General features: G+C 29.7%; 21 protein-coding genes and 21 tRNA genes (1 of these 42 cut by a window edge). 4 read left to right on the top strand and 38 right to left on the bottom strand.

The features are described 5' to 3' along the window. Positions 1–841: the 3' portion of a LysR family transcriptional regulator gene (locus AC2JAQ_RS13590; protein ID WP_488456915.1), read on the top strand. It extends 35 nt beyond the left edge of the window; the window shows 841 of its 876 coding nt (coding positions 36–876); its start codon lies off the left edge, out of view; its stop codon occupies positions 839–841. A gap of 283 nt (positions 842–1,124) precedes the next feature. Further along, positions 1,125–1,820 (top strand): YjgB family protein, encoded by a 696-nt coding sequence (locus AC2JAQ_RS13595; protein ID WP_488456916.1) that lies wholly within the window; start codon positions 1,125–1,127, stop codon positions 1,818–1,820. Between the two features lie 57 nt (positions 1,821–1,877). Here AC2JAQ_RS13595 and AC2JAQ_RS13600 read toward each other — a convergent pair. From AC2JAQ_RS13600 to rph, 24 genes are all read right to left on the bottom strand, one after another. Then, positions 1,878–1,954: transfer RNA gene (locus tag AC2JAQ_RS13600), tRNA-Arg, on the bottom strand. 48 nt (positions 1,955–2,002) lie between these two features. Beyond that, a tRNA-Gly gene (locus AC2JAQ_RS13605) sits at positions 2,003–2,076 on the bottom strand. A gap of 3 nt (positions 2,077–2,079) precedes the next feature. Next, a tRNA-Gly gene (locus AC2JAQ_RS13610) sits at positions 2,080–2,154 on the bottom strand. Between the two features lie 25 nt (positions 2,155–2,179). Beyond that, positions 2,180–2,263 (bottom strand) — tRNA-Leu (locus tag AC2JAQ_RS13615). 10 nt (positions 2,264–2,273) lie between these two features. Further along, positions 2,274–2,349, bottom strand: a tRNA-Lys gene (locus AC2JAQ_RS13620). Positions 2,350–2,356: 7 nt separating this feature from the next. Continuing rightward, positions 2,357–2,431 (bottom strand) — tRNA-Gln (locus AC2JAQ_RS13625). A gap of 3 nt (positions 2,432–2,434) precedes the next feature. Further along, positions 2,435–2,510 (bottom strand) — tRNA-His (locus AC2JAQ_RS13630). Positions 2,511–2,514: 4 nt separating this feature from the next. Continuing rightward, positions 2,515–2,591: transfer RNA gene (locus AC2JAQ_RS13635), tRNA-Arg, on the bottom strand. A 35-nt stretch (positions 2,592–2,626) separates the two neighbouring features. Further along, a tRNA-Gly gene (locus tag AC2JAQ_RS13640) sits at positions 2,627–2,700 on the bottom strand. 4 nt (positions 2,701–2,704) lie between these two features. Next, positions 2,705–2,780, bottom strand: a tRNA-Pro gene (locus AC2JAQ_RS13645). 5 nt (positions 2,781–2,785) lie between these two features. After that, positions 2,786–2,862, bottom strand: a tRNA-Arg gene (locus AC2JAQ_RS13650). Positions 2,863–2,937: 75 nt separating this feature from the next. Continuing rightward, positions 2,938–3,011, bottom strand: a tRNA-Gly gene (locus tag AC2JAQ_RS13655). Positions 3,012–3,015: 4 nt separating this feature from the next. Further along, a tRNA-Gly gene (locus tag AC2JAQ_RS13660) sits at positions 3,016–3,090 on the bottom strand. A 25-nt stretch (positions 3,091–3,115) separates the two neighbouring features. Then, positions 3,116–3,199: transfer RNA gene (locus AC2JAQ_RS13665), tRNA-Leu, on the bottom strand. A 10-nt stretch (positions 3,200–3,209) separates the two neighbouring features. Further along, positions 3,210–3,285 (bottom strand) — tRNA-Lys (locus tag AC2JAQ_RS13670). A 20-nt stretch (positions 3,286–3,305) separates the two neighbouring features. Continuing rightward, positions 3,306–3,381: transfer RNA gene (locus AC2JAQ_RS13675), tRNA-Lys, on the bottom strand. A gap of 6 nt (positions 3,382–3,387) precedes the next feature. Next, positions 3,388–3,462, bottom strand: a tRNA-Gln gene (locus AC2JAQ_RS13680). 3 nt (positions 3,463–3,465) lie between these two features. Then, positions 3,466–3,541 (bottom strand) — tRNA-His (locus AC2JAQ_RS13685). A 4-nt stretch (positions 3,542–3,545) separates the two neighbouring features. Continuing rightward, positions 3,546–3,622 (bottom strand) — tRNA-Arg (locus AC2JAQ_RS13690). Between the two features lie 79 nt (positions 3,623–3,701). Then, a tRNA-Gly gene (locus AC2JAQ_RS13695) sits at positions 3,702–3,775 on the bottom strand. 4 nt (positions 3,776–3,779) lie between these two features. After that, positions 3,780–3,855, bottom strand: a tRNA-Pro gene (locus AC2JAQ_RS13700). Positions 3,856–4,064: 209 nt separating this feature from the next. Beyond that, positions 4,065–4,535 carry a YfcE family phosphodiesterase gene (locus AC2JAQ_RS13705; protein WP_488456917.1) on the bottom strand — a complete coding sequence of 157 codons (471 nt, stop codon included), beginning with the start codon at positions 4,533–4,535 and terminating at the stop codon, positions 4,065–4,067. An 11-nt stretch (positions 4,536–4,546) separates the two neighbouring features. Continuing rightward, a complete protein-coding gene (locus AC2JAQ_RS13710; protein ID WP_488456918.1) occupies positions 4,547–5,161 on the bottom strand; it encodes an XTP/dITP diphosphatase in 615 nt (204 codons plus the stop codon). A gap of 1 nt (position 5,162) precedes the next feature. Next, positions 5,163–5,909 carry a ribonuclease PH gene (gene rph / locus AC2JAQ_RS13715; RefSeq protein WP_488456919.1) on the bottom strand — a complete coding sequence of 249 codons (747 nt, stop codon included), beginning with the start codon at positions 5,907–5,909 and terminating at the stop codon, positions 5,163–5,165. Positions 5,910–6,139: 230 nt separating this feature from the next. On the opposite strand from rph, the gene AC2JAQ_RS13720 reads away from it, so the two are divergent. Then, positions 6,140–7,840 carry a hypothetical protein gene (locus AC2JAQ_RS13720; RefSeq protein WP_488456920.1) on the top strand — a complete coding sequence of 567 codons (1,701 nt, stop codon included), beginning with the start codon at positions 6,140–6,142 and terminating at the stop codon, positions 7,838–7,840. Between the two features lie 39 nt (positions 7,841–7,879). Here the strand turns inward: AC2JAQ_RS13720 and AC2JAQ_RS13725 are convergent, their stop codons facing one another. Further along, entirely contained in the window at positions 7,880–9,433 is a 1,554-nt protein-coding gene (locus AC2JAQ_RS13725) for an ABC transporter substrate-binding protein (protein ID WP_488456921.1), read from the bottom strand. 70 nt (positions 9,434–9,503) lie between these two features. Next, entirely contained in the window at positions 9,504–9,965 is a 462-nt protein-coding gene (locus AC2JAQ_RS13730; protein WP_488456922.1) for a hypothetical protein, read from the bottom strand. Between the two features lie 122 nt (positions 9,966–10,087). Between AC2JAQ_RS13730 and AC2JAQ_RS13735 the strand changes: the two genes are divergently transcribed. After that, the gene (locus AC2JAQ_RS13735; protein ID WP_488456923.1) at positions 10,088–10,372 is read left to right on the top strand and encodes a hypothetical protein; all 285 of its coding nucleotides are present in this window, start codon (positions 10,088–10,090) and stop codon (positions 10,370–10,372) included. 75 nt (positions 10,373–10,447) lie between these two features. Here the strand turns inward: AC2JAQ_RS13735 and ligA are convergent, their stop codons facing one another. From ligA to AC2JAQ_RS13795, 12 genes are all read right to left on the bottom strand, one after another. Next, positions 10,448–12,436 (bottom strand): NAD-dependent DNA ligase LigA, encoded by a 1,989-nt coding sequence (gene ligA / locus AC2JAQ_RS13740; protein WP_488456924.1) that lies wholly within the window; start codon positions 12,434–12,436, stop codon positions 10,448–10,450. A 43-nt stretch (positions 12,437–12,479) separates the two neighbouring features. Then, positions 12,480–14,732 (bottom strand): DNA helicase PcrA, encoded by a 2,253-nt coding sequence (gene pcrA / locus AC2JAQ_RS13745; protein WP_488456925.1) that lies wholly within the window; start codon positions 14,730–14,732, stop codon positions 12,480–12,482. 202 nt (positions 14,733–14,934) lie between these two features. Next, positions 14,935–15,672, bottom strand: coding sequence for a hypothetical protein (locus AC2JAQ_RS13750; protein ID WP_488456926.1), 738 nt, complete (start codon positions 15,670–15,672; stop codon positions 14,935–14,937). A gap of 16 nt (positions 15,673–15,688) precedes the next feature. Continuing rightward, positions 15,689–16,237, bottom strand: a complete 549-nt coding sequence (locus AC2JAQ_RS13755; protein ID WP_488456927.1) for a SipW-dependent-type signal peptide-containing protein — start codon at positions 16,235–16,237, stop codon at positions 15,689–15,691. Position 16,238: 1 nt separating this feature from the next. Then, a complete protein-coding gene (locus AC2JAQ_RS13760) occupies positions 16,239–16,907 on the bottom strand; it encodes an LPXTG cell wall anchor domain-containing protein (RefSeq protein ID WP_488456928.1) in 669 nt (222 codons plus the stop codon). 533 nt (positions 16,908–17,440) lie between these two features. Continuing rightward, the gene (locus AC2JAQ_RS13765) at positions 17,441–18,160 is read right to left on the bottom strand and encodes a pseudouridine synthase (protein ID WP_423239121.1); all 720 of its coding nucleotides are present in this window, start codon (positions 18,158–18,160) and stop codon (positions 17,441–17,443) included. Positions 18,161–18,413: 253 nt separating this feature from the next. Continuing rightward, a complete protein-coding gene (locus tag AC2JAQ_RS13770) occupies positions 18,414–20,459 on the bottom strand; it encodes a triple tyrosine motif-containing protein (protein ID WP_488456929.1) in 2,046 nt (681 codons plus the stop codon). Positions 20,460–20,779: 320 nt separating this feature from the next. Then, complete coding sequence (locus tag AC2JAQ_RS13775) at positions 20,780–21,217, bottom strand: YaiI/YqxD family protein (protein ID WP_488456930.1); 438 nt, start codon at positions 21,215–21,217, stop codon at positions 20,780–20,782. 148 nt (positions 21,218–21,365) lie between these two features. Beyond that, entirely contained in the window at positions 21,366–22,718 is a 1,353-nt protein-coding gene (locus tag AC2JAQ_RS13780; RefSeq protein ID WP_488456931.1) for a glucose-6-phosphate isomerase, read from the bottom strand. Positions 22,719–22,747: 29 nt separating this feature from the next. Further along, on the bottom strand, positions 22,748–22,957 hold the full coding sequence (locus tag AC2JAQ_RS13785) for a hypothetical protein (protein WP_488456932.1): 210 nt from the start codon (positions 22,955–22,957) through the stop codon (positions 22,748–22,750). 206 nt (positions 22,958–23,163) lie between these two features. Next, a complete protein-coding gene (locus tag AC2JAQ_RS13790; protein ID WP_488456933.1) occupies positions 23,164–24,132 on the bottom strand; it encodes an ABC transporter ATP-binding protein in 969 nt (322 codons plus the stop codon). Next, entirely contained in the window at positions 24,133–25,110 is a 978-nt protein-coding gene (locus AC2JAQ_RS13795; protein WP_488456934.1) for an ABC transporter ATP-binding protein, read from the bottom strand. It abuts the gene before it with no gap. Position 25,111 lies beyond the last annotated feature (1 nt).

Genomic DNA, 25,111 nt, shown 5'->3' on the forward strand with positions numbered 1-25,111 from the left:
TGCTGAGGAAGGAAATATAACTTCTGCTGCGAAAAGGCTACATATTTCACAGCCTCCCTTAAGTATGCAATTAAAACTTCTTGAAGAAGAATTAGGTACAAAGCTTATTGAAAGAGGACCTCGTAGCATAACTTTAACTGATTCAGGCAAACTTCTATATAAGCATGCTTGTAATATAGTATCTTTAACTAATACAGCCATAAAAGATTTAAAGGATTTTGATAATGGTGTCAAAGGAACTTTAAGACTTGGAACCATATCATCATCTGGCACTGAACTCTTATCTCATAGAATGAAAGATTTTCACCAAGCAAATCCTAATATAAAATTTGAAGTTCATGAAGGAACAACATTTGAAATGCTTGATATGCTTGAAAACAACATTATTGAGATAGCATTAGTTAGAACTCCGTTTAAATCTAAAAATATAGTCTCTTACTTTTTAAAATCAGAACCAATGGTTGCTGTTGCTAAAAAAGAATACTTTATTGGTATAGATAAAGATGTAATTTCCATTTCCTCTTTAGATAATAAACCTTTAATTTTCTATAGACGCTTTGAATCTTTAATAACATCAATCTTTGAAAAAAATAATATTAATTTAAATTGTTTTTGTAAAAATGATGATGCTAGAACTACATTACTATGGGCTAAAGCGGGACTTGGAATAGCACTTATTCCAAAATCAGCATCAAAAATGATTGAAATTCCTAATCTTCAATTAAAAATATTAGATGAGCCCAATTTATGTACAAGTCTCGGAGTAATCCATAGAAAAAGTACGCCACTTTCAAAAGCTGCCGAAAGTTTTATAAAATTATTTATCAATAGTAATATATAACCTTAGTGTTTTAAATAGCTTACTTATATAATATACCATTCTATATCCTTTACAAAAAAATATATAAAAAATATGTTTATAATATATTTTTTATATATTAAGTAAAAATAATTCTTATAATATAAGCAAAAAAATAGCATAGAAAGATTTCTGTACTATTTAAAATTAATATTAATCTAACTTATATTTAATCTGATTATTTAATCTTATTAATTAATAATTTTGTTAACTATTCTGTAAAAAAAAATATATAATATAATTAATTTTTCAAATAAAAAAAGGAGTGGTTAAATTGAAAAAGTTTCTTATACCAATTTTGATTATTATAAGTTTTTCAGTAATATTTTTAGGTTGTACTAATTCCTCCTCTAACTCATCTGTAGAAATAATTAATAATAATCAAGCGAATTCTAATAATAACACTAATTCTAATAATACTAAAAAATCCAACACTAATAACAATTCATCACATAATAACAATAATATTTCCGAAAATAAAAATAATAATAAAGTAAATTCAAATACAGAAAAATTATTAAAAGATATAAAAGACAAAGCTGCAAATGGCCAAGTTATTAATTCTAACTTTACTTTAGGCGATTCAATATATACTGTAACTTCTAAGTTAGGAGAACCTTCCAGTGAGGATTATGTTGCTGAAGCTAAAGGAACCTATTTTAATTTTGATTCCTATGACTTATCCTTTGGATGTAATAAAGGAGACCAAATCTTTGAAATCAGATCTTTAGATAAGAATTTAAATACCTTAGACTTAAATGATGTAAAAAACTTTTTTGGAAAACCTGACTACGATGTAACTACTAAATCAAAAGAAAAAATTATTGGATATAAGATAACAAAAGATTTTAAAATACTGTTTGTTTTTAATACTAGTACATATAAATTAAAACATTACTCTGTTCTCTATCCAGGTATAACTCAAAACTCTATGGCTGGAGATAGCGGAAGAGAATGGTAAATTAATACAATTAGCTTTAAATTAAAAAGAGTTACAAAATTTTTGTAACTCTTTTTTTGGTGCACCTAGCAAGATTCGAACTCGCGACCTGTGGATTCGAAGTCCAACGCTCTATCCAGCTGAGCTATAGATGCCTATATTTAAATAACAAAAAAAGATAACCTATATGGTTATCTTTTGAATGGAGCGGGTACCGGGAATCGAACCCGGGTATCCAGCTTGGAAGGCTGGTGTTCTACCATTGAACTACACCCGCATATGGAGCGGAAGACGAGACTCGAACTCGCAACTTTCACCTTGGCAAGGTGACACTCTACCATTGAGTCACTCCCGCATAAATGCTTTAATTTAAATTTAATTGGTGCAGATGAAGGGAGTCGAACCCCCACGCCGTAGGCGCTAGATCCTAAGTCTAGTGCGTCTGCCAATTCCGCCACATCTGCAAATTAAATTTGGTGATCTGCCAGGGAATCGAACCCTGGACACCGTGATTAAAAGTCACGTGCTCTACCGACTGAGCTAGCAAATCAAGTTTTTGGCTGGGATAGCAGGATTCGAACCTGCGAATGACGGAGTCAAAGTCCGTTGCCTTACCGCTTGGCGATATCCCAATATGGGGTGAGCGACGAGACTCGAACTCGCGACACCCAGAGCCACAATCTGGTGCTCTACCAACTGAACTACGCCCACCATATGGTGTACCTTAAGGGATTCGAACCCCTGACCCACGGCTTAGAAGGCCGTTGCTCTATCCAGCTGAGCTAAAGATACACATTGACAAATTTTGAAATGATTTTAAACATTTATGGAGCGGGTACCGGGAATCGAACCCGGGTATCCAGCTTGGAAGGCTGGTGTTCTACCATTGAACTACACCCGCATAATGGTCGGGGTGACAGGGATCGAACCTGCGACCTCATGGTCCCAAACCACGCGCGCTCCCATCTGCGCCACACCCCGAAGTGTGGTGTACCTTAAGGGATTCGAACCCCTGACCCACGGCTTAGAAGGCCGTTGCTCTATCCAGCTGAGCTAAAGATACACATCAAACAATATTTATTTTAAATGTTTTTTAACATTTTGTCAAGCATTTTTACTTAACATTTTAAATATTTTGTGGAGCGGGTACCGGGAATCGAACCCGGGTATCCAGCTTGGAAGGCTGGTGTTCTACCATTGAACTACACCCGCATATTGGAGCGGAAGACGGGACTCGAACCCGCAACTTTCACCTTGGCAAGGTGACACTCTACCATTGAGTCACTCCCGCATAAATGCTTTGAGTTAAATTTAATTGGTGCAGGTGAAGGGAGTCGAACCCCCACGCCGTAGGCGCTAGATCCTAAGTCTAGTGCGTCTGCCAATTCCGCCACACCTGCAAATTAAATTTGGTGATCTGCCAGGGAATCGAACCCTGGACACCGTGATTAAAAGTCACGTGCTCTACCGACTGAGCTAGCAAATCATAATTTGTAAATTTTGTTTTGGTGATCTGCCAGGGAATCGAACCCTGGACACCGTGATTAAAAGTCACGTGCTCTACCGACTGAGCTAGCAAATCACATTTTGGCTGGGATAGCAGGATTCGAACCTGCGAATGACGGAGTCAAAGTCCGTTGCCTTACCGCTTGGCGATATCCCAATATGGGGTGAGCGACGAGACTCGAACTCGCGACACCCAGAGCCACAATCTGGTGCTCTACCAACTGAACTACGCCCACCATATGGTGTACCTTAAGGGATTCGAACCCCTGACCCACGGCTTAGAAGGCCGTTGCTCTATCCAGCTGAGCTAAAGATACACATTAAAAACAAAATCTATTTTAATTAGTTTGAAATGTTTTGTCAAGCATTTTTTTACTTAACTTTTAAAACATTTTGTGGAGCGGGTACCGGGAATCGAACCCGGGTATCCAGCTTGGAAGGCTGGTGTTCTACCATTGAACTACACCCGCATAATGGTCGGGGTGACAGGGATCGAACCTGCGACCTCATGGTCCCAAACCACGCGCGCTCCCATCTGCGCCACACCCCGAAGGCTTTGTTTCACCGCCGCTCTCTCGCGACGACAATAGTTATTCTACAGTATACTTATTATTCTGTCAACACTTTTTGCAAAGTTTTTTTAAAAAAATTTATCGAATCCTCTGAAACCCTGATTAAATCTAGGTTTTCTTTTCAAAAAAAGTGTTAATACATAGTGTTTTTTATGTATTAACACCTATTTTTTAAATTATATTTTAATTATATAGCAAAAAATCTTACATCTATGTTACCAGAATTTATATCCATAAACGCTATACTAGCTTCACCATCTTTAGGTATAGATGGACTACCTGGATTTATAATCCACATACCACCTTCTTGTAATGCCACTTTTCTATGTGTATGACCAAAAATCACTCCGTCTACACCTAATTCCATTCCTCTATAGTAAATTTTATCTAAACCATATTTAACTGTATATTTATGGCCATGAGTTATTAAAAACTTCTTTCCTTCAATTTCAATAACTCGTTCAACCTGGCCATTTCTTTCATAATCACAGTTACCTACAACATCATATACTTCTCCATTAAAACCCTCACTTAGTAATTTAACATCATTTATACTATCTCCTAAATGTATAAGTACATCTGAATCATGTAATAAAGTCTTTATATATTCAATAACATTTGTAACTCCATGTGTATCACTTACTATAGCTACCCTCATTTCTTTTCCTCCTATTTAAGTATCTCTTGTAAATTGCTCTTTAATTTCTCTAAAGCTCTTCCTCTATGGCTAATAGCATTTTTTTCATCTGAAGTCATTTCTGCAAAAGTCTTTTTATATTCTGGCACAAAAAATAATGGATCATATCCGAAACCTTCATTTCCACTTAAAGCTTCTAAAATTACTCCATAACTTTTTCCTTCTGCTACTATTTTTTCTCCTTTATCTGTAACTGCAACTATTACACATATAAAGTTTGCTTTTCTTTCTTCTTCCTTAACATCTTTTAAATCATCTAATAACTTTTCGTTGTTTTTAGCATCATTACCATGTTCTCCAGCATATCTAGCTGAATATATTCCTGGTGCTCCATTTAAATAATCTACTTCTAAGCCAGAGTCATCAGCCATTACAATAAAATCACTTTCTCCTTGACTAAGTAAGTATTTTCTTATTTCATCAGCCTTCTTAAAGGAATTCTCTTCAAAAGTTTTTCCATTTTCCTCAACATCTATATCTATTACAGCTTCTTTTAAAGATAATATCTTAAAATCAAAGTCCTTTAATATTTCCTTTATCTCTTTAATCTTATGTGCATTATTACTTGCTAATATAAATTTTTTCATTCTACTCTCTCCCCGTTCCAATCCATAAAGAATCAGTCTTCAAAGCATCTTTCTGTGCTTGTATCATTTGTTTTGCTCCTTTTTCAGCAAGATTTAATAATTCATCCAGCTCTTTTCTTGAAAAAGGACCAGCTTCTCCTGTTCCTTGAATTTCTATAAATTCACCCTCTTCTGTCATGACAACATTCATATCAACCTTGGCAATATGATCTTCTTCATAACATAAATCTAATATTTTCTCTTCCCCTACTATCCCTACACTTATTGCACTAACAAAATTTCTTACTGGATATACATTAAAAGGTTTCTTTTGATGTAGTTTATTTACAGCATCAACTAAAGCAACAAAAGAACCAGTAATAGAAGTTGTTCTTGTTCCTCCATCAGCTTGAAGAACATCACAATCTATCCAAATAGTTTTTTCTCCTAAAGCTTTCATATCTACAGCGGCTCTTAGAGATCTACCTATAAGTCTTTGTATCTCCATTGTTCTTCCATCTATTTTTAATTTATTTATATCTCTTTGCTTTCTACTTTGAGTACTCCTTGGAAGCATATTATATTCCGCAGTTATCCATCCTTCACCTGAACCTTTTAAAAAAGGTGGAACTTTATCTTCTATAGAAGCAGTGCATAATACTTTTGTATCTCCTACTTCTATTAGTACAGACCCTTCAGCATACTTTGTGAAGTTTCTTGTTATTTTAACTGGTCTTATCTGTTCTTTTTTTCTTCCACTACTTCTCATTCAATATCTCCTTACCTTACTTTATATTTCAGTCTCTAATTATAAGAATAGTATATTGGTTATTTTATCCTTTATCAATATTTCACCTACTAAAATTTTATAATAAATATACTTATAAAAATTGCTTTAATTTTATATTTTCTCTAAAAGTATTATGTTCTCACCAGGTAATATTTATAATAAAAATTCATATTAATATATATAAGAAATAATATTATGAGGTGAATTATTTGAAGTATATAGGTTCATTCTTCAAAATAAATTCTCTTTCAAAAGAAGAGATAGAATCACAATTACTTTTTCTTGCAAAAGAATCAGTAAACCACATAGTACTTGAATCTAGGTGTGGAATATCTACAAATTATAAAAACCTTAAAGAAAACTTTAAAAAAGATGAAATTTCTTTTTTTAAAAACAACACTCCATTAATATGCATATACAGAAAAGCTAAACCTAATATTTATTCTTCTAAGTATTCAAAAACTTGGGATGATACAACATTTAAAAAGGATATTCAAGTTTCTTCTAATGCATTAATGACACTTTCTCTTTTAAGGCTTTGTTCTTACTATGAAAAGTTTAGGGGAATTGATACTGCTCTATACAAAAGAGTTGCTTTTTATAAGAATTTAAGTAAACTACAACTTGATTTTTATTATAATTATCTAAGGAATCCTGAAGGTTTTTTTGTAAATAAAAAAAATGAAGAATCTTCTTCTAAATCTGGATTAAACATAAATGAAAAAGATGATGCTGTCTCTTATTCAGATCAAGCTTTTATGATGTTAGCATACTACATGTATAGTCGTGTAGCTCCTGAGGATCCTGATAGTAAAACATACAAGGACTTTGCTTTTCAAATATTAAACATGTTCATCAATTTTAAGGAAGAACTTTATTCACTTCCATTAGATGAATGCTGCAAAATAAATTATTGTTTAAATAATATGCTTTTATATTCTAATAATGAAGAGTGTAAATCTCTAGTATTAGATTTATCTGATTTCATATTGGGTAAATACTATGAATCAAGCAATACATTCTCTGATCTTGAGGCAGCAACACTTTTAGCATTAAATATGTACTTAAGCTATAAGAATACAAACATACTTATATTTAAAGATGCTTACTTAGACTTAATTGAACTTTTCAGCAATATGTTTAATGATGATAAAGGAATAATAGTAAAAGGAGCAGACAAAAAAGAATATAAATATTCTAACATTGAAATTTGTTTATACTTAACAAACCTATTAATATCTTTCGATATAGATAAAGAATCCTCAGAAAAAAGAGAAAATATAATATCTAAAGTTTATAAGAATTATGTTGTAAATACTGGAATGGTTACTAGTTTCCCAGATGCTCCAAACCTAGATTCTCATGAAAGATATAAAAAATTCTCTTTAAAATCAGATGATTTAATTAATGAATCAATGTTTAGAATGACAAATGCTAATAGTCCTGAACTCACTGGAATGGCTCCTATCTTTGTAAAGAATATAAAATACTCTAATAGAAAATCAAATTTTACTTGTGATAAAACTACTTTTGATAGCACCAAAAATATGTTTATATTCTTTGTATTTATAGATAGCTTTATTGATAGATATATTGATTACATTACTGATGCAAATGTAGATGACACTCTTTCATTAGAAGAAATAGAAGCCATAAAAGATATCGAAAACATAAACAAATCAGATATCAATAAAAAACCAAGTATAAATAATTCTATAACACCTCCAAATCCTATAGAAACAGAACATGAAATTTCAAATGAGCCAAGTAAGCTTCATGGCACTCCTGCTCCTCCAATAATAAATGGAGTTTTGCCTAGAGAAATTTCTGAAGACTCTAATTCAACTGATATAAAAGAAGAAAATCTAGATGATAGAATGAAAAATGTTCTTGCTTCAACAGATTTATAGTAAAAGGCTGTATCAAATAATATTTGATACAGCTTTTTATTAACTGCTATATTTAAATATTAAATTCCCATTTCCATCTATAAATAGATAATTAACTTTTTGAGATTTGCACCAAATATCATTTTTAAAATATAAACTTATTAAACTCAAATTTTCTTCTTTTAAAAACATTTCTTTTTCTTCTTTTTCTTCATTTTCTACTTTTTCCTCTGTATTATTATCATCTAGATTTTTTTCCTCATTTTCTACATCAATACTCTCTTCTTTTGATTCTTCTAACAATCTTTCACCTTCATTTAAATCTAATTCCACTAAAGCTATATTAAAATTTCCTTTTTTTATAACTTCATCAAATTCTTCTTCATACACTTTGACTATGCTCTTTATATCAAACTCTTTTTCTAAAAAGCTTTTTAGTTCATTTGCTAATATTTTATCCTCTTCGTTATCTTCTATAATTATTTTTAATACTTCATTTTTATCAATACATTTTTTCAAATTACTTTTTGCTATTTCTTTATAATTATTTTTTTCCACATCACTTATTCTATGATTTAATTCAATACTTTCTCTATTTTCTAATGAGAGTTTTTCTTTGTTATCTATTAAATTCACATAAGGTTCTCCCAAATTATTTTTTAATATATTACTTTCATTAATCAGGACATTCATAATAGAAGCTATCCCTTGGCTTAATTCAGGATTTTCACTATTTACAAGCATCATCTTTAAAGTTTCATTATTAAATTTACTTAAATCCTTATATAAACCTAAATCCTCTGAATATATTATTGGAGGATTTTTTAAAATATCTACTTTATTTAAATTAAATGCAGCTAACTCAACTTCATCGGCTTCTTTTTCCTTTAAAACCACATCTTTTATTTCAAGTTGACTTTTATTATAAGGGTTGTCTTTCAAGTGAATAAATCCATTACCAGTTATATCATATATAGTGTAAGGTCCTGTATATGATATTTGACTAAAATCTTTTTCGTAATTATCTAAAGGTTCACTTAAATCTCTTAATCTATATATAGGTTTTGATAATTTTTTTAACAACTCATCATCCTTATTATTCATTCTTATAGTAAGTGTATAATCATCTGGGCTATTAATAGCTACCTTGCTAAAATCTGATTTTCCTTCTCTATACTCCTTAACTCCATATATGCTATCTAATTCATCACTTGAATATTCTTCATTATCTGGACTTAATAAATCCCTAAAGAATATCTGAAAATCTTTAGCCACTATTTCCTTACCATTACTCCATTTATTTTCTTCATTAATCTTAAATGTATATTCAAGTCCATCTTCACTAATCTTCCATCCCATAGCTAAATCCGGAATTGGCTCCCCTTTTTCATTTAACTCAATTAATCCTGAAAATATAGAGCATATTAAATCTTCCTGTCCTCTACCTAAAAACTCACTAGGTCTTATAGAACTTGGTATGCTATCAACTGCATATATTAAACTTTCATTGTTCTTAAAACTAACAGTAGAAACTGGAGTTACTTCTACATAGCTTTTTAGCAAACCTACACTTAACAAAACTATTAAACATATAAATAAAATTACTTTCTTCATTAAAAATCTCCTTCAATAATCTTTTACCATTTAGATTATTGACACTTCTATTAAAAGAAATACGCATATTTTAGAAGAAAGATTTGAAACTTAATTTATTGTATGAAATATGCTCATGTTTTCTTTTTATCCACCTTTGTTTCACAACAAACTCTTTTCCATCTAAAAGTTTTATATGATTTATAAATTTATCAGTGTAAGTTCTATTATAAACATCCTGTTGAAAAACTCCTGTAGTAATATAAATTCCCTTATTAGTTCCTTTATCTTGCATTAAATGACTAAACCTATCATAGTCATAAATAGTGACAGCCAATACTTTATGAAACATCAATAAACTCTTTTTTCTATTAGATCCTACTGCAATTAAAAATTCATTATTATTTTTTTTAATTACTTCATACTCTAAATTTTCTCTAATACATTCCCTAATTATTATTTCACTTACTTTTTTTATTGATATTTTCCTAAGCTTCATAAGTGCTTTTTCTATTTTCTTTGAGTTCAATAAAATATAAAAGGATTTGAACATAGTTTTCTCTCCTTATTTATTGCTTACTAAATTATATGTTCCAATATAATAATTATTTAACACTATTTTTTGCTATTATTATGGTATAATTTATTTATTATTTTATATGGAGGTAAAGTTAGATGACTTTAGCGGTTCAAGTTATTGCTATACTTTTCATGCTAACAATGATGTTCTTAGGAATCTGGAGTTTTGTTATTGCTAACAAAGCTTACAGACAAATAAAGTATAAAAATTATTTACTTGAAAAAATAGCACATAACATATCTCTAATAAGAAATAAAGAAAAAATATTTGATAACTTAAATGATATGGATGATTCAGTTTCATATTCTGAAATAAAAAAAAACCTTTTAGATAAAGAGGATATGACTAAACCAGATTTAGAAGAAGACGTAGAGATATAAGAAGAAATAGAAAGCGGCATAGAAACAAACGGAAAATAAAAGTCATGTGAGATTAATCACATGACTTTTATTTTTTTATATCATATTTTCAAATTCTTCTTCGCTTAATATAGTAATACCTAAAGATTTCGCTTTATCATATTTTGAACCTGCAGCTTCTCCAGCTATTACGAAATCAGTCTTTTTACTTACACTTCCAGCAACTTTTGCTCCTAAAGACTCTAGTTTTTCTTTTATTGAAGTTCTAGAATAATTTTCTAAAGTACCAGTTACAACTACTGTTTTCCCCATAAACGGACTTTCTAAAACCTCTTTTTTCTCATAATGAGGATTTACTCCAACTTCCAATAACTCATTTATTACTTTTAAAGTTCTTTCCTCTTTAAAGAATTCTATTATACTTCTAGCAACTATATCTCCAACATCTTGAACAGATACTAATTCTTCAAAAGTAGCCTTTTCTAAATTCTCTAAAGACTCAAATCTCTTAACTAAATCCTTAGCAGTTTTTACTCCTACATTAGGAATTCCTAAAGAATATAAAAATGCCTCTAAAGTGCAATCCTTACTTTTTTCTATTGCATCTAAAAGGTTTTGTGCCTTTTTAGGACCAAATTTTTCTAAGTCCAATAATTTTTCATATTCTAACTTATAAAGGTCTGATATATCTCTTATATCAAGTTTCTCAAATAATTGCTCTGCTGTTCTTTCTGAGAATCCTGCTATATTCATGGCTTCTCTTCCGGCAAAGTGAACTATAGTTTTAACCATTTGTGGTTTACATCCTAAAGTGTTTTCACAATAAATGTGAACTCCTTCATGAACTAAATGTGCTCCACAAGCTGGACATACCTTTGGTTCTTCAATTTCTTTTGTGCCCTCTAAACTTTCAGGAACTACACCCATTATTTCTGGAATAACATCATTACTTCTTCTTACAAAGACTTCAGCACCTAATCTTACTCCTTTTCTAGCTATATCATCCATGTTATTTAATGTTGCTCTCTTAACAGTAACTCCTGCTAATTCTACTGGTTCTAGGATAGCTGTTGGAGAAACCCTTCCACTTCTACCTACATTCCATTCAACCTCTAAAAGCTTAGTTGTAGCCTCTTGTGCCTCAAATTTATAAGCAATAGCCCATTTAGGGAACTTAACTGTATAACCTAAAAGTTCTCTTGTTCTTATATCATCTATAGCTATAACTAATCCATCTATATCATAGTTTAGATCAAATCTTATATCTCTTATATAGTCTATTTCCTTTTGGATTTCATCTAATGTTGTACATTCTCTAATGTAATCATCCATTGGAAAGCCTTTTTCTTTTATGAAATTTAACATCTCCATATAAGTTTTAAATGGATTTCCTTCTTTGTACCCAATATCATAGAAGAAAGCTGAAAGATTTCTTTTAGCTGTTTCTGCTACATTTAGGTTTCTTAATGCCCCAGCTGCTCCATTTCTTAAGTTTTTAAGAGGAGTATCTGCTTCCTCATTATATTTTTCAAAGGCTTCTGTAGTCATAATAGCCTCACCATGAATCTCTAAGAAATCATGACAATTTATTTTTAATGGAATTGTTTTTATTGTTTTAACCTGAGCTGTTACATCTTCTCCAATTGATCCAGTTCCTCTAGTAGCTCCAGTAACTAGTACACCATTTTCATCATAAGAAAGATTAATTGTTAATCCATCAAATTTTTTAGTTAAAATATATTTTAATGGTGGTAATTCTTCATTTGAAGTTCTGTTATATTCTTCAATAAACTTAACATTTCTATTATGCCATTCCCTAATTTCATCTAATGTTTGAGCTTTATCTAAACTCCAAAGTCTAGCCTTATGAGTATACTTTTTAAACTCAGGAAGGATTACATCTCCAACTCTTTGAGTAGGTGAATATGGTAATTTATATCCTGTTTCCTTTTCTAAATCTACTAATTCATAATATTTTTTATCATAATCTTTATCTGTTACTGAAGAATTTCCTAAAACATAGTATTCATATGCATATTTGTTTAATTCTTCAACTAACTCTTCTATTCTCTTTTTCTTATCCATTTTACTCATCTACTCCTTATTAAAGTAAATTTCACATTCTAAATTAAAGAAGTTCTAATGGCGCAAAGCTAAACATTAAGTGTTTAACTCCCTGACTATCAAATGCAATTGTAAGTTTATAGTCATCTCCAACCTTACTCTTTGTTATTAATGTCCCCACACCAAACTTAGGATGTTTAACCTTTCTTCCAACAGTTAATTCATCTATATCCGATTTTTTATCATTCTCTGAAAATATCTTATTTAAAGCTATACTAGCTTGAGAATCACTCATTGTACTTCTAAGTTTATGTGGATTATAACTTTTTCTTGGTTCGCCATAAGTTGAAGAATTATTTTTGAAAGTATTACTTGAACTTATACCATTAATATTTATATAGTCTTTTATGTTAGCTGGAATTTCTGATATAAAGTCTGACTGTGAATAAGCTACAGTCTTACCAAATATCATTCTTGTCTCAGCTGATGTCATATATAATTTTTCCTCTGCCCTAGTTATTCCAACATAGCAAAGTCTTCTAGCCTCTTCCATTTGGTTATCATGTTCAAAGCAGGCTGCACTTGGAAATATTCCATTTTCCATTCCAACTAAAAATACAACAGGGAACTCAAGACCTTTTGAGCTATGAACAGTCATAAGCATTACATAGTTATCATCTGATTCCACATCATCCATATCTTGAACAAGAGCAACTTTTTCTAAGTAAGCTGATAATGATTTATCCTCTTCATCACTTTTTTCAAATTCAACAGCATCAGAAACTAATTCTTCTAAGTTTTCTATTCTGCTTTGATCTTCTATAAGTTTAGAATCCTTAAGTGCTTTTAAGTAACCTGTCTTTTCTAAAACATATTCTATTAATTGAGATACACTTAATTGCTCTGACATAACCATTATTTCTTCCATCATATCAGTAAACTTCTTAATAGGATTTATGCTCCTAGCTGTTAATCCTGGTACATAATCCACATCTAATAAAACATTGTATAATGTATCTTCTATTTCATTAGCATGATTTTGAAGTTTCTCTACAGTAGTATCCCCAATGCTTCTTTTTGGGACATTTATTATTCTTCTTAAGCTTATAGCATCCTTAGGATTCACTATTATTTTTAAATATGAAAGAATATCTTTTATTTCTTTTCTATCATAGAACTTTAATCCCCCAAAAATTCTATATGGAATTCCTGCTCTTCTTAAAGCTTCCTCGAAGTTACGTGACTGTGCATTTGTTCTGTAAAGAACAGCAAAATCTTTATATTTATATCCTTTATCACTTTTTAGCTTTTCTATTTCTGAAATTACAAAAGATGATTCCATTTTATCTGAGTAAGCTCTATGGATACTTATTTTTTCTCCTTCTACTTGATCAGTTCTTAAAATTTTAAACTTTCTTTCAGCATTATTTTTTATAACTTTATTAGCTGCCTCTAAAATATTTCCTTTTGATCTATAGTTTTGTTCAAGTTTAACTACTTTAGCTTCTGGATAATCTTTTTCAAAGTCTAATATATTTCTTATATCAGCACCTCTCCAAGCATAAATACATTGGTCATCATCTCCAACAACACATATATTTTTATACTTAGCTGCTAAAAGTTTAGCAAATTCATATTGAGCCTTGTTTGTATCTTGATACTCATCTATCATTATGTATTTGAACTTATTTTGATAAAACTCCAATACATCACTATGCTTTTTAAATAGTTCAACTGTTTTAACTATTAAATCATCAAAATCTAAAGCATTATTTTCTTTTAGTTTCTTTTGATATAAAAGATAAGCATCTGCTATTTTATTTTTTCTAAAATTTCCTTCATTTTCTTTCTTGAAGCTTTCTGCACTTTGAATATTATCTTTTGCTTTTCCTATAGTACCTAAAATCTCTTGATCAGTTATCTCTTTTTCATTAATATTAAGCTCCTTCATAACAAGTTTTATTAATGTTTTCTGATCTGTTGAATCATATATTGTAAAGTCTTTACTATAACCTAATTTATCTATTTCTCTTCTTAAAATTCTCACACAAGATGAATGAAATGTTGATATCCACATATTGTTCGCTACTTCACCAACTAGAGATTTTACTCTCTCTCTCATTTCTCCTGCTGCTTTATTTGTAAATGTTATTGCTAATATATTATAAGGTTGTATATCCTTTTCTATCATGTACGCTATTCTATGTGTAAGCACTCTAGTTTTACCAGAACCTGCCCCTGCTAATATAAGTACTTGACCATCAATTGTGGTTGCTGCTTCATATTGTTCTTTATTAAGCAAGCTTTTTAAATCCATTAGATCACTCCTCTTCCTACAATAAAACTAAACTTTATTATACCATATAAATCTCTATATTATATTCTATCAAACATATTATTCTTTTACATGATTAATATAAAAAATAAATGGTCACATTATAAAATGTGACCATTAAATTCAAATCTAATACTAAAAATTAAAATTTAATTTTTAAGATATAGCCTTATAATAAAATCTCTTAATTTATTTTAGGTTGTTTTTCCTCATTAACATTGTTAGGCTCCTCAGAAATATTACTTTCCTCTACATTCTCTTTATCTGATTTATCTATCTTTTCTTCCTCTACAGTGTTATTTTCTTGTACTTTATTTTCTATATTAAGATTATTTTCCTCCTCTTTTTGAGGATTTTCTATGTTTTCACTTTCATTATTAACTTCGTTTTCTACTGGAGTTTCAACTAAAGTCTCATTATCAGGTTGTACTACCATATCCCCATTATAATCATTAGTCAAACTCCAATTAATGTCTCCATTAGAATCATGATATAAATATAGCGTGATTTCTTCTAAGTCTTTTTTAAATCTATCTTCAAAATTTGTATTTAAAGTTATACTAGGCAACTTATTTTCTAACCCTAATGGAAGTACAAATCCTCCCTCTTTTTTAGTTATAATAAGTTCTTTTTCTTCTATTGATATTTCAACATCATCTAAAAAATTTTCACTTCCAACTACATCATTAGCTAGGTTCTCTCCAGTGTAAAATATTCTTTTAGAAAATTCTAAGATTAAAGAATTCTCTCTAATGCTTATTTTAGAAACTTCCAAAGCACTATCTTTTGAATCTAGCTCCGCTATTTTAATAGTATTATTAATAGTATTCTCTCCTGTAAAATAAGCATAACTTCCATAAGTAGCACTTAAAGCAAGTGAAACTCCTAAAATTAATGCTATAATTTTATTTTTACTAATCACTTATACTCCTCCCTTACTACTTATTATTTGCTTGATTATATCCAACTCTTAAATCAAAATTAAAATCTGTTCCTGAATATTTTTCTGGCATATCCCTTTGCATATCCAATGTTAATGTTGCTGTTAAAATTTCACCTTCTTCTAATATGATTTCATTGTTGTCTAAATCTACTACTTTAATTCCATTTTCAAATAAAGAAAGTAATGTTTCTTCTCCATTTCCATATGACTTTAACTCTCTATCTTTACTACTTTTAAAGCTTAATGAATATTTTATTTTTTCCAATCCATCGTTACCTATTGATGAATTTTCAAAATTGATTAATACTGTTTGATCTAAAGTGCCATTATTAATTATTAAAAATGTATCACTAACAGGAACTTCTATATCCATTCCATCTATTTTAATTCCTTTATTTATTTCTGAACTTAAAGTACCTAAGGTTAATTTTATTTCCCCATTCATTTTTTCTTTATCGGAGAAATAAGCCAAGCTTCCAACACTTCCAGTTATCCCTATAGCTAGTGCTAAGGCAATTATTTTTCTCATCTTAGCGTTTTCCATCTTAAATCTCCTCCCTCTTTTTAGGTAACTTTAATACTAATAGTCCTATTCCTAAAGCAAAAATTCCTAAAATCATAAATCCTTTACTGCTAAAGCCTCCTGTATTCGGTAAGTCCCCACTTCCATTACTACCATCTTCATATTCATAATGCATACTAACACTAAATTCATGTTGTATTCCTTGTCCCCTATTATCTAAATCCTCTGAAATATTTATTTCTAATTCCATAGACTTATTTTCATTAGCTTGTACAATAATTTCTTTTTCTAATTTAATATTTCTTTTTGAAAACACATCCTCAAGACTTCCTTCAAATATAATATCTTTATTATCCTTAACAGCAATTTTTGCGTTTTCTAAAAAATGTTTATATCTTTCATCACTTTCATCTATATTTTTAGAATTTAAATAATCAAAAATACTATCATCATGAAAAGATAATTTTTTTATTTTTATAGCTTTATCTAAGTTATTTGAAATATTAATTGAACTATCTTCTATATATCCAGGTTGCCAAATAACTTCCCCATCAAATAGAGCATTATCTTCCTCTACTATGTCTACTATTACTCCCGCTTTTTCATTAGCAAAAACATCATTGTTTTTAACTGGCATAAAAGCTACTATTGCCAAAAACGCACATAGAAACACACTTTTAGTCTTTTTCATAATGTTCCTCCCTTTTTCATAGCCTTAACATAATATATACTTTTAGCCTTATATTTATATTCATGTAACATAAAAAAAATAACTCTTTTAACATATATTTTAAAAAAACATTATATAATATTAAGAATAAAGTTAAATTTTCCCAACAGATGATTCATTACTCTATTTTTAAAATTTATAGAAAATACTTTAATGTTTAGCTATTACATATAAATTTATCTAACTTATTATTTATATAAAAAAGAGCCAGCACTTTTAAATACTGACTCTATACATAACATTTGAATATTTTCTTTTAAATTTAATACAATTTGCAAGTTTTCTTGCATTTTTGTAAAATAAAAAACGCAACCCTTGGGGCTAGGTTGCGTTTCAGCAATAAGCAATAAATAAAAAGGGGGCTATTTATTCCTTTTATTTATCCTCGCACAACTATTATATTAGATGTTTACTTAAATTGCAAGCAATCTAATATTTTTTTTGCAAGTTTTCCTACATCAATTTTTCAAGCACAATCATTATCATTTAATTTTCTAAAAATTTTTGTAAAGCACCGCTAATTCACTTTCAGAAAGTTCTTTATATTCGCCTTCTTCTAAGTTTTCATCTAGTGGAAGATTACCGAAAGATGTTCTTTTTAAATAAACAACTTTTTTATCTCTTGCTTCAAACATTCTTTTTACTTGATGATATTTTCCTTCCTGAACAGTAACTTCTACTCTAGATGAGTCTTCTAAATTTTCTATAACCTTAAGTTTAGCACTCATACACTTATATCCATCATCTAAAGTTACACCATTTTCAAAAGCTTTAATATCCTTATCTGTTATAGGTGCATTTATCTCAGCATAATAAACTTTATCAACATGATACTTAGGTGATATTAACTTATGATTTAAATCTCCATCATTAGTTAACAGTAATAATCCTACTGTATCCTTATCAAGTCTTCCTACTGGAAATGGTTCAAAAACTTGATCTTCCATATATAATAAATCAATAACAGTTTCATCTCTTTTATCATAAGTTGCTGAAATTACTCCCGCTGGTTTATTCATCATTAAATATATGTACTTTTTATATTCTACTTCTTCACCATTTATAACTATTATGTCTTTTTCAGGATCTATTTGTAATCCATTATCTTTTACTACTTTATCATTAACTTTTACAAGTCCTTTTTTAACGACTTGTTTTATTTCTTTTCTTGTTCCGTATCCTAAATTTGATAAGACTTTATCCAATCTTTCCACTAACTGATCACTCCTTATAACAAAATTACATTTATATCTGTGGTTAGTATAAAGCAAAGTTTAACTAATTACAACTCATTATATTTTAGAAAATAATTAAGCTGATTCTTAAAATACAACCATACGTTAACCTTATAACGCTAAAAATTTTAACATCATGAATCTACCTAGATATATTTTAAGAATCAGCTTTTTAAATTTTGTCTATGTTTTGAACTTAAAATCAACATTCACCTAAAACAAAACTTAATTTTTACTCCACTCTAAATTCAAAAGTATCATAATCTTCATAAGCACACTTTTTATAATAGCTTCTTGTTAAAACTAAAACTTTATATTGTCCTGGTACATAAGGTCTAAAAGAATAATAACTTTTTCTACTATATTTTTGAACTAGTGACCAGTTTCCATTAACCATTATATAGTATTCATAACAAATCCTACTGCCACCTTCACATTTCGTAGAAAAATTTATTTCTTCATTTATTTTAAATACCTGATCTGAAGTGCTTATTTTAGTATTAGTAATTGGTGATGCTTCATTAATATAGAATTTTACTTCTCTTCTTGAATCAAAACCTTCTTTACACTTAACATTTCTTGCAAAAATATCTACTGAATACTTTCCTGGACATTTAGGAGTTACTTTAAATCTCTTATTTTTTATATAATCAGTTTCTTCAACTACTTGACCATTAACTTTAGTTACATACTTAACTTTTACCTGTCTAGTATTCTGCGTTATAACTTCAATATCAATATCATCTCCAACTAAAAAATATTCTTTAGCAGGAACTAAGATATGATCAATTTTTCCTTCTACATATTCTTTTACTTTAAAGTTTAAAATAGTATGCACATCATATTCTTTTGCTGAATACTTATCTTTAACTCTAACATCAAGTTGATAATTTCCTTTTTCACTAGGAATGAATTCAACCCAGTTAGTACTTCCATAAGCAATATTCTCTATAATTTGACCATCCTTAATTATTATAAAAGAATATTTTAAATCAGTACCACCTTCTGCACTAACTCTAAGTTTTATAGCTTCATTTATAATAGGACTTTTATCCCTATCAAAAATCAATTCAGTTATCTTTATTGTTTTCGCAACCTTTTTATCTATTTTGTAATCTAGTTTTGACTCTATTTCATAGTCACCAATAAATGAATCATCCTTTGCCCAAAGAGTTATTCTATAATTACCTTCTTTTTTAGCATTCCATTTAAAAGTGCTATTTCTTGTGTACCCTGAATCTTCTGCTATTTCTCCGTCTATTTTAAATCTATAAAGAACATCACTTCCTCCATCAACAGTAGCTTTTATTGATATTGTTTCACCCTTAACCTGAGGTGAACTTAAATCTGTAGTAAAACTTCTTAATTGAAGAGGTTCGTATGGTTTTATGTCATAAACCATTACAGCCCTATCATCAAATTCTCTATTAGAATACATATCTCTTATTAAACATAAAAGCTTATATTTTCCTTCTTTAATTTCTCTAAATGTTACAATACGTCTTGATGAAAAATCTTGAATGCAAGTTCTACTTCCATCTGGTGATATCTTTATAAATTTATATAATGCCGTTCTTTCATCTTCAAAATTTGCTTCTACTTGGAATGTAAGATCTGAATTTACTAATAAGTCTTCACTTAAATTAACGAAATTAATTATTTCAGGTTTTATAAATTCTTTCGCTGTGAATATAACTGTTGTATAATCATCTGCTGTATTAGTTGAACTAGGTCTTTTGCACTCTATTAAAAATTCAAACTGTCCACTTTCATTAATAGTGTAATTTAGTTTATTTTCTAAAGTATAATCTCTTATAAGCTGCCATCCGTTCTTTCCACTTATAAAATACCTGTACATAATATTTTCATTAGTACTATCAACTTTTAAAACCGCCTTTTCCCCAACATTAAAAACATCTTTGTTTAGATAAATTCCTTTTATTAGTTTTTCATCTTTTTTTTCTTCTATATTTATCTCATTATTAAGCCTATCACCTTTTTTATTCACCTTCACACTCTGAGTAACTTTATAATCAAAAGGTTTATTTGAATTGTCTTTTCTTCCTTGGATCATAAGCATATATTCCCCAACATCCTTAGGCGTCCAAACAAATTTATTTTCCTTTTCAAACTCTCTTAAAGTTTCCCAAATTCCATCCTTTCCTGTTAATATTTTATACTTCAAATTATCATCAGTATTATTTATTATCTTTATGTTAACCGGACTATTGTCTTCTATTATATCTCTTGCATCCAACTCTAAAAGTAATTCTCCCATAATCACTCCCCCTAAAACCCGAAATATTATAGATAAATAAATTATATTATACTTCTGTTTTTATGTAAATATTTTCTATTTTTCTTATTATAAAACACTTTATTTCTACATTTTTTTCTTTTTATATAATGTATAAAAAAGCTTAACATTGTATATACTATAGGTAGTGTTACTTAACACTGTAAATCTCCTAATTTTATTATATCCATATAATCAAACCATTAAAGAAATCTCAGCAATTCTGAGATTTCTTCATTTTTGTAATCCAATAATTTCATAAAAATATAAAATAATAAATTTTTATCAAATCATTATTAAACTTAGTTTGCTTTTCCTATAATCTTTTCAAGATTATAGGATAATCTCTCATCATCTTCTTTGCTTCTTTTATGATTTCCTTTTGTTCTTCCACCAGCTCTTCTATTTTTTTGGCTTAAGTGTCTTTCAAAAAGCAATCTATCAATATTATTATTATCATAAATATATCCTCTTGGACTAATGGCCAAGGCTCCCTTTCCCAAAGCCATAGCTGCCACTCCATAATCCTGAGTTACCACAATATCATTTTTTTCTGTAGCATTTGCAACGTACATATCTACACTCTGAAATCCATCATCAACAATTTTAACCTCTGAATAATCAGATCTTATCATGTGATTTATTGTGCAATATATTAAGACCTTTATTGAATTTTTTTTAGCTACTTTTTCAATTATTTCTCTTCCAGCACACCCATCGCCATCAACAACTATCTTCATATTTATACTCCTCCTTTCAATATATTCTCCATTATCTTTATGAATATTAATCTGAACTTTTCAATTTATATAATACTATTAATAAAATTATATCCCTAAATTAAAAAAGAAGCTCTAAAAAGAGCTTCTTTTTTATATTAAATTTATATTATTTTAATCTTTCTTCTAACTCAGCTTTTAAATCTTCAAAACCTGGTTTTCCAAGTAAAGCAAACATGTTTTTCTTGTAAGCTTCAACACCTGGTTGGTCAAATGGATTTATTCCTAAAACATATCCACTGATTCCACAAGCTTTTTCAAAGAAGTAAACTAATCTTCCGAAGTAGTATGGAGTTAATTCTGGAACATTTACAACTATGTTTGGAACCTCTCCATCGTTATGAGCAAGTAAAGTTCCTCTGAATGCTTGCTTGTTAACGTAGTCCATAGTTTTTCCAGCTAAGAAGTTTAATCCATCTATGTTTTCTTCGTTAGCTTCTATTGTTATTTCTTCTCTTGGAGTTCCTACATTAATAACTGTTTCGAAGATGTCTCTTCTACCTTCTTGAATATACTGTCCCATTGAATGTAAATCAGTTGAGAAATCAACAGCAGCTGGGAATAATCCTTTGTTGTCTTTTCCTTCTGATTCTCCGTATAATTGTTTCCACCATTCATTGAAATAGTGAACAGCTGGCTCATAGTTAACTAATATTTCTATAGCTTTACCTTTATTGTATAAAGCATTTCTAGCAGCTGCATATTTATAACATTCATTATCAGCTAATGAAGGGTTAGCGTATTCTTCTCTAGCGTCAGCAGCACCTTCCATCATTTCGTCGATGTTTATTCCAGCAGCAGCTATTGGTAATAATCCAACCGCTGTTAATACTGAGAATCTTCCTCCAACATCATCTGGAATTACGAAAGTTTCATATCCTTCAGCATCTGCTAAAGTTTTTAAAGCACCTTTTTTAGCATCTGTTGTAGCATATATTCTCTTCTTAGCTTCTTCTTTTCCATATTTCTTTTCCATGTAATCTTTTAAGATTCTGAAAGCTATAGCAGGCTCTGTAGTAGTACCTGATTTTGATATAACATTTAAGCTTACATCTAATCCATCAATAGCTTTTAATAAGTCAGCCATATAACTTGAGCTTATGTTATTTCCTGCATAGAATATAGCTGGAGTTTTTCTCTTATCTTTTGATAAAGAGTTATAGAAGTTGTTAGTTAACATTTCTATAGCAGCTCTTGCTCCTAGGTAAGAACCACCGATTCCTATAACAACTAAAACATCTGAATCACTTTGTATTTTTTTAGCAGCTTCTTTTATTCTAGCAAATTCATCTTTATCATAATTAACTGGTAGGTCAACCCATCCTAAAAAGTCGTTTCCTGCACCTGTTCCATTATGCAGTTTGTCATGTGCTTGGTTTATAGTTTCTTGCATGTAAGCAACTTCGTGAGATTTTAAATATGGAGCTGCTTTTGATAAATCAACAACTAATCCTTTTTTCATTATTACTACCTCCATTAGCGTTTATAAATTTATTTTAACCACGCCATTAATATATATAATATAATCGCAAAAATAATTAATCCTCCAAAAACCATTGGAAGTATTATTGCGTATTGCGCTATCATTATAGCAACCAAATCTTTAAAAGTTGGCTTTTCTTTATTTTTAACTTCTTCCATTAATTTCTCATATTCTTCTTTTTCTTTTCTTCTAGTTATTTCGTCTTTAAACCAAAACAAACTTAATTCCCCCTGTTTACCACACGTTAATATTTTATCATTTCTTATTTGTGTATTACAATACAATATAGAACTTTTTATACATTTAGTGAAATTTTATCATATATAGTTATAGTGTAGGAGAATTTAATCCCCTACACTATACAAAATTTAATTTTTAATTCATTTTTTACATTTTAATACATATAACCTACATTTAATTAAAGTTAAACTAAGTGACATGCAACGAAATGATCTTTTCCAACGCATTTATATTCTGGAGCTTCCTTCTTACATTTATCCATAGCATAAGGACATCTAGTATGGAACTTACATCCACTTGGTGGATTAGCTGGTGAAGGAATATCACCTTTTAATATTATTCTTTCTCTCTTTAATGTTGGATCTGGTATTGGAACTGCTGATAACAGTGCCTTTGTATATGGATGTAATGGATTTTCATAAAGCTCATTTTTAGGCGCTAACTCAACTAAACTACCTAAGTACATTACACCTATCTTATGACAAATATGCTTTACTATACTTAAATCATGAGATATGAAAAGGTATGAGAATCCCATCTCTTCTTGTAAATCCATCATTAAATTTACTATTTGTGATTGTATAGAAACATCAAGAGCTGAAACTGGCTCATCTGCAACTATAAAGCTTGGATTTAAAATTAAAGCTCTCGCTATACCAATTCTTTGTCTTTGTCCACCTGAGAATTCATGTGGATATCTTTTCATATGATATCTAGCAAGTCCACATCTTTCTATAGTCTGAGCTACTCTTTCTGGAAGCTCTTCTTTACTACATAATTTATGACTTAAAAGAGCTTCTCCAACTAGAGAATCTACTGATAACCTTGGATTTAAAGATGAATATGGATCTTGGAATATCATCTGCATCTTTGGTCTTAATTCTCTAAGTTCCTTCTTTTTAAGATCAAAAATATCTTTACCTTCAAAATATACATTTCCATCAGTCTTTTCAAATAATCTTAAAATCGCTCTTCCTGTTGTTGATTTTCCACACCCTGATTCTCCGACTAGTCCTAAAGTTTCACCTTTATTTATAGTAAAACTTACTCCATCAACAGCCTTTACGTGTCCAACTGTCTTAGAAAAAACTCCTGCTTTAATTGGAAAGTATTTTTTTAAATTTTCAACTTTTAAAACTGTATTATCTGCCATCTACTTTCCCTCCTTATATAACCAGCATGAAACCTTGTGTCTATTTCCTACATCAATAAGAGTTGGTTGAGTTTCTGTACATTTTTTCATACACCTATCACATCTCTCATTAAAATAACAATTATCAGGCATACCTACAGGGTTAGGAACTTGTCCAGGTATTGAATAAAGTCTAGTTTCTGTCCCATTAACTGATGGCTTAGATTTAAGTAATCCTTGTGTATATGGATGAAGAGGATTTTTGAATAATTCTATAACTGGAGCTTCTTCAATAACCTTACCAGCATACATCACTACAACATAATCGGCCATCTCAGCAACAACACCTAAGTCATGTGTTATTAATAATATTGAAGTGTTTAATTTCTCTTTAATATCTCTCATAAGATCTAAAATCTGAGCTTGGATTGTTACGTCAAGTGCTGTTGTAGGCTCATCAGCTATTAAAAGCTTTGGATTACAGCAAACTGCCATGGCAATCATAATCCTTTGTCTCATTCCTCCTGATAACTCATGAGGATAACACTTGATTATTTCCTCAGCTCTAGCTATTCCTATTATTTTTAAAACTTCTATGGCCTTCTTCTCAGCTTCTTCTTTTGATAAATGCTGATGTAGAATTATAGCTTCACAAATTTGATCTCCTATTTTAAATACTGGATTTAATGATGTCATAGGTTCTTGGAAGATAACTGATATATCATTACCTCTCATATCCATAAGTTCTTCCTCTGTGAACTTAAGAACATCTCTTCCCTCAAAGAAGATTTCTCCTCCAACTATTTTTCCAGGAGGACTTGGTATTAATCTCATTAGAGACATTGCAGTTACAGATTTCCCACAACCTGATTCTCCAACTACACAAACTGTCTCTCCTTCTTTTATTTTAAAACTAACGTTGTTTACTGCTTTAACAATTCCCTCACCAGTATGAAAGTGAGTTTCAAGATTTTTAAATTCTACTAATGTTTTTCCCATT

It is taken from the genome of Clostridium sp. LIBA-8553, assembly GCF_057782465.1.

Bases quoted from the DNA above. Each gene is read 5' to 3' on its own strand.
- AC2JAQ_RS13775 (WP_488456930.1), bottom strand. From the start codon at position 21,217: ATGAAGATAGTTGTTGATGGCGATGGGTGTGCTGGAAGAGAAATAATT.
- AC2JAQ_RS13780 (WP_488456931.1), bottom strand. From the start codon at position 22,718: ATGAAAAAAGGATTAGTTGTTGATTTATCAAAAGCAGCTCCATATTTA.
- AC2JAQ_RS13755 (WP_488456927.1), bottom strand. From the start codon at position 16,237: ATGGAAAACGCTAAGATGAGAAAAATAATTGCCTTAGCACTAGCTATA.
- ligA (WP_488456924.1), bottom strand. From the start codon at position 12,436: ATGGATAAGAAAAAGAGAATAGAAGAGTTAGTTGAAGAATTAAACAAA.
- rph (WP_488456919.1), bottom strand. From the start codon at position 5,909: ATGAGAAGTAGTGGAAGAAAAAAAGAACAGATAAGACCAGTTAAAATA.
- AC2JAQ_RS13730 (WP_488456922.1), bottom strand. From the start codon at position 9,965: ATGTTCAAATCCTTTTATATTTTATTGAACTCAAAGAAAATAGAAAAA.
- AC2JAQ_RS13705 (WP_488456917.1), bottom strand. From the start codon at position 4,535: ATGAGGGTAGCTATAGTAAGTGATACACATGGAGTTACAAATGTTATT.
- AC2JAQ_RS13760 (WP_488456928.1), bottom strand. From the start codon at position 16,907: ATGAAAAAGACTAAAAGTGTGTTTCTATGTGCGTTTTTGGCAATAGTA.
- AC2JAQ_RS13795 (WP_488456934.1), bottom strand. From the start codon at position 25,110: ATGGGAAAAACATTAGTAGAATTTAAAAATCTTGAAACTCACTTTCAT.
- pcrA (WP_488456925.1), bottom strand. From the start codon at position 14,732: ATGGATTTAAAAAGCTTGCTTAATAAAGAACAATATGAAGCAGCAACC.
- AC2JAQ_RS13710 (WP_488456918.1), bottom strand. From the start codon at position 5,161: ATGAAAAAATTTATATTAGCAAGTAATAATGCACATAAGATTAAAGAG.
- AC2JAQ_RS13735 (WP_488456923.1), top strand. From the start codon at position 10,088: ATGACTTTAGCGGTTCAAGTTATTGCTATACTTTTCATGCTAACAATG.
- AC2JAQ_RS13770 (WP_488456929.1), bottom strand. From the start codon at position 20,459: ATGGGAGAATTACTTTTAGAGTTGGATGCAAGAGATATAATAGAAGAC.
- AC2JAQ_RS13790 (WP_488456933.1), bottom strand. From the start codon at position 24,132: ATGGCAGATAATACAGTTTTAAAAGTTGAAAATTTAAAAAAATACTTT.
- AC2JAQ_RS13725 (WP_488456921.1), bottom strand. From the start codon at position 9,433: ATGAAGAAAGTAATTTTATTTATATGTTTAATAGTTTTGTTAAGTGTA.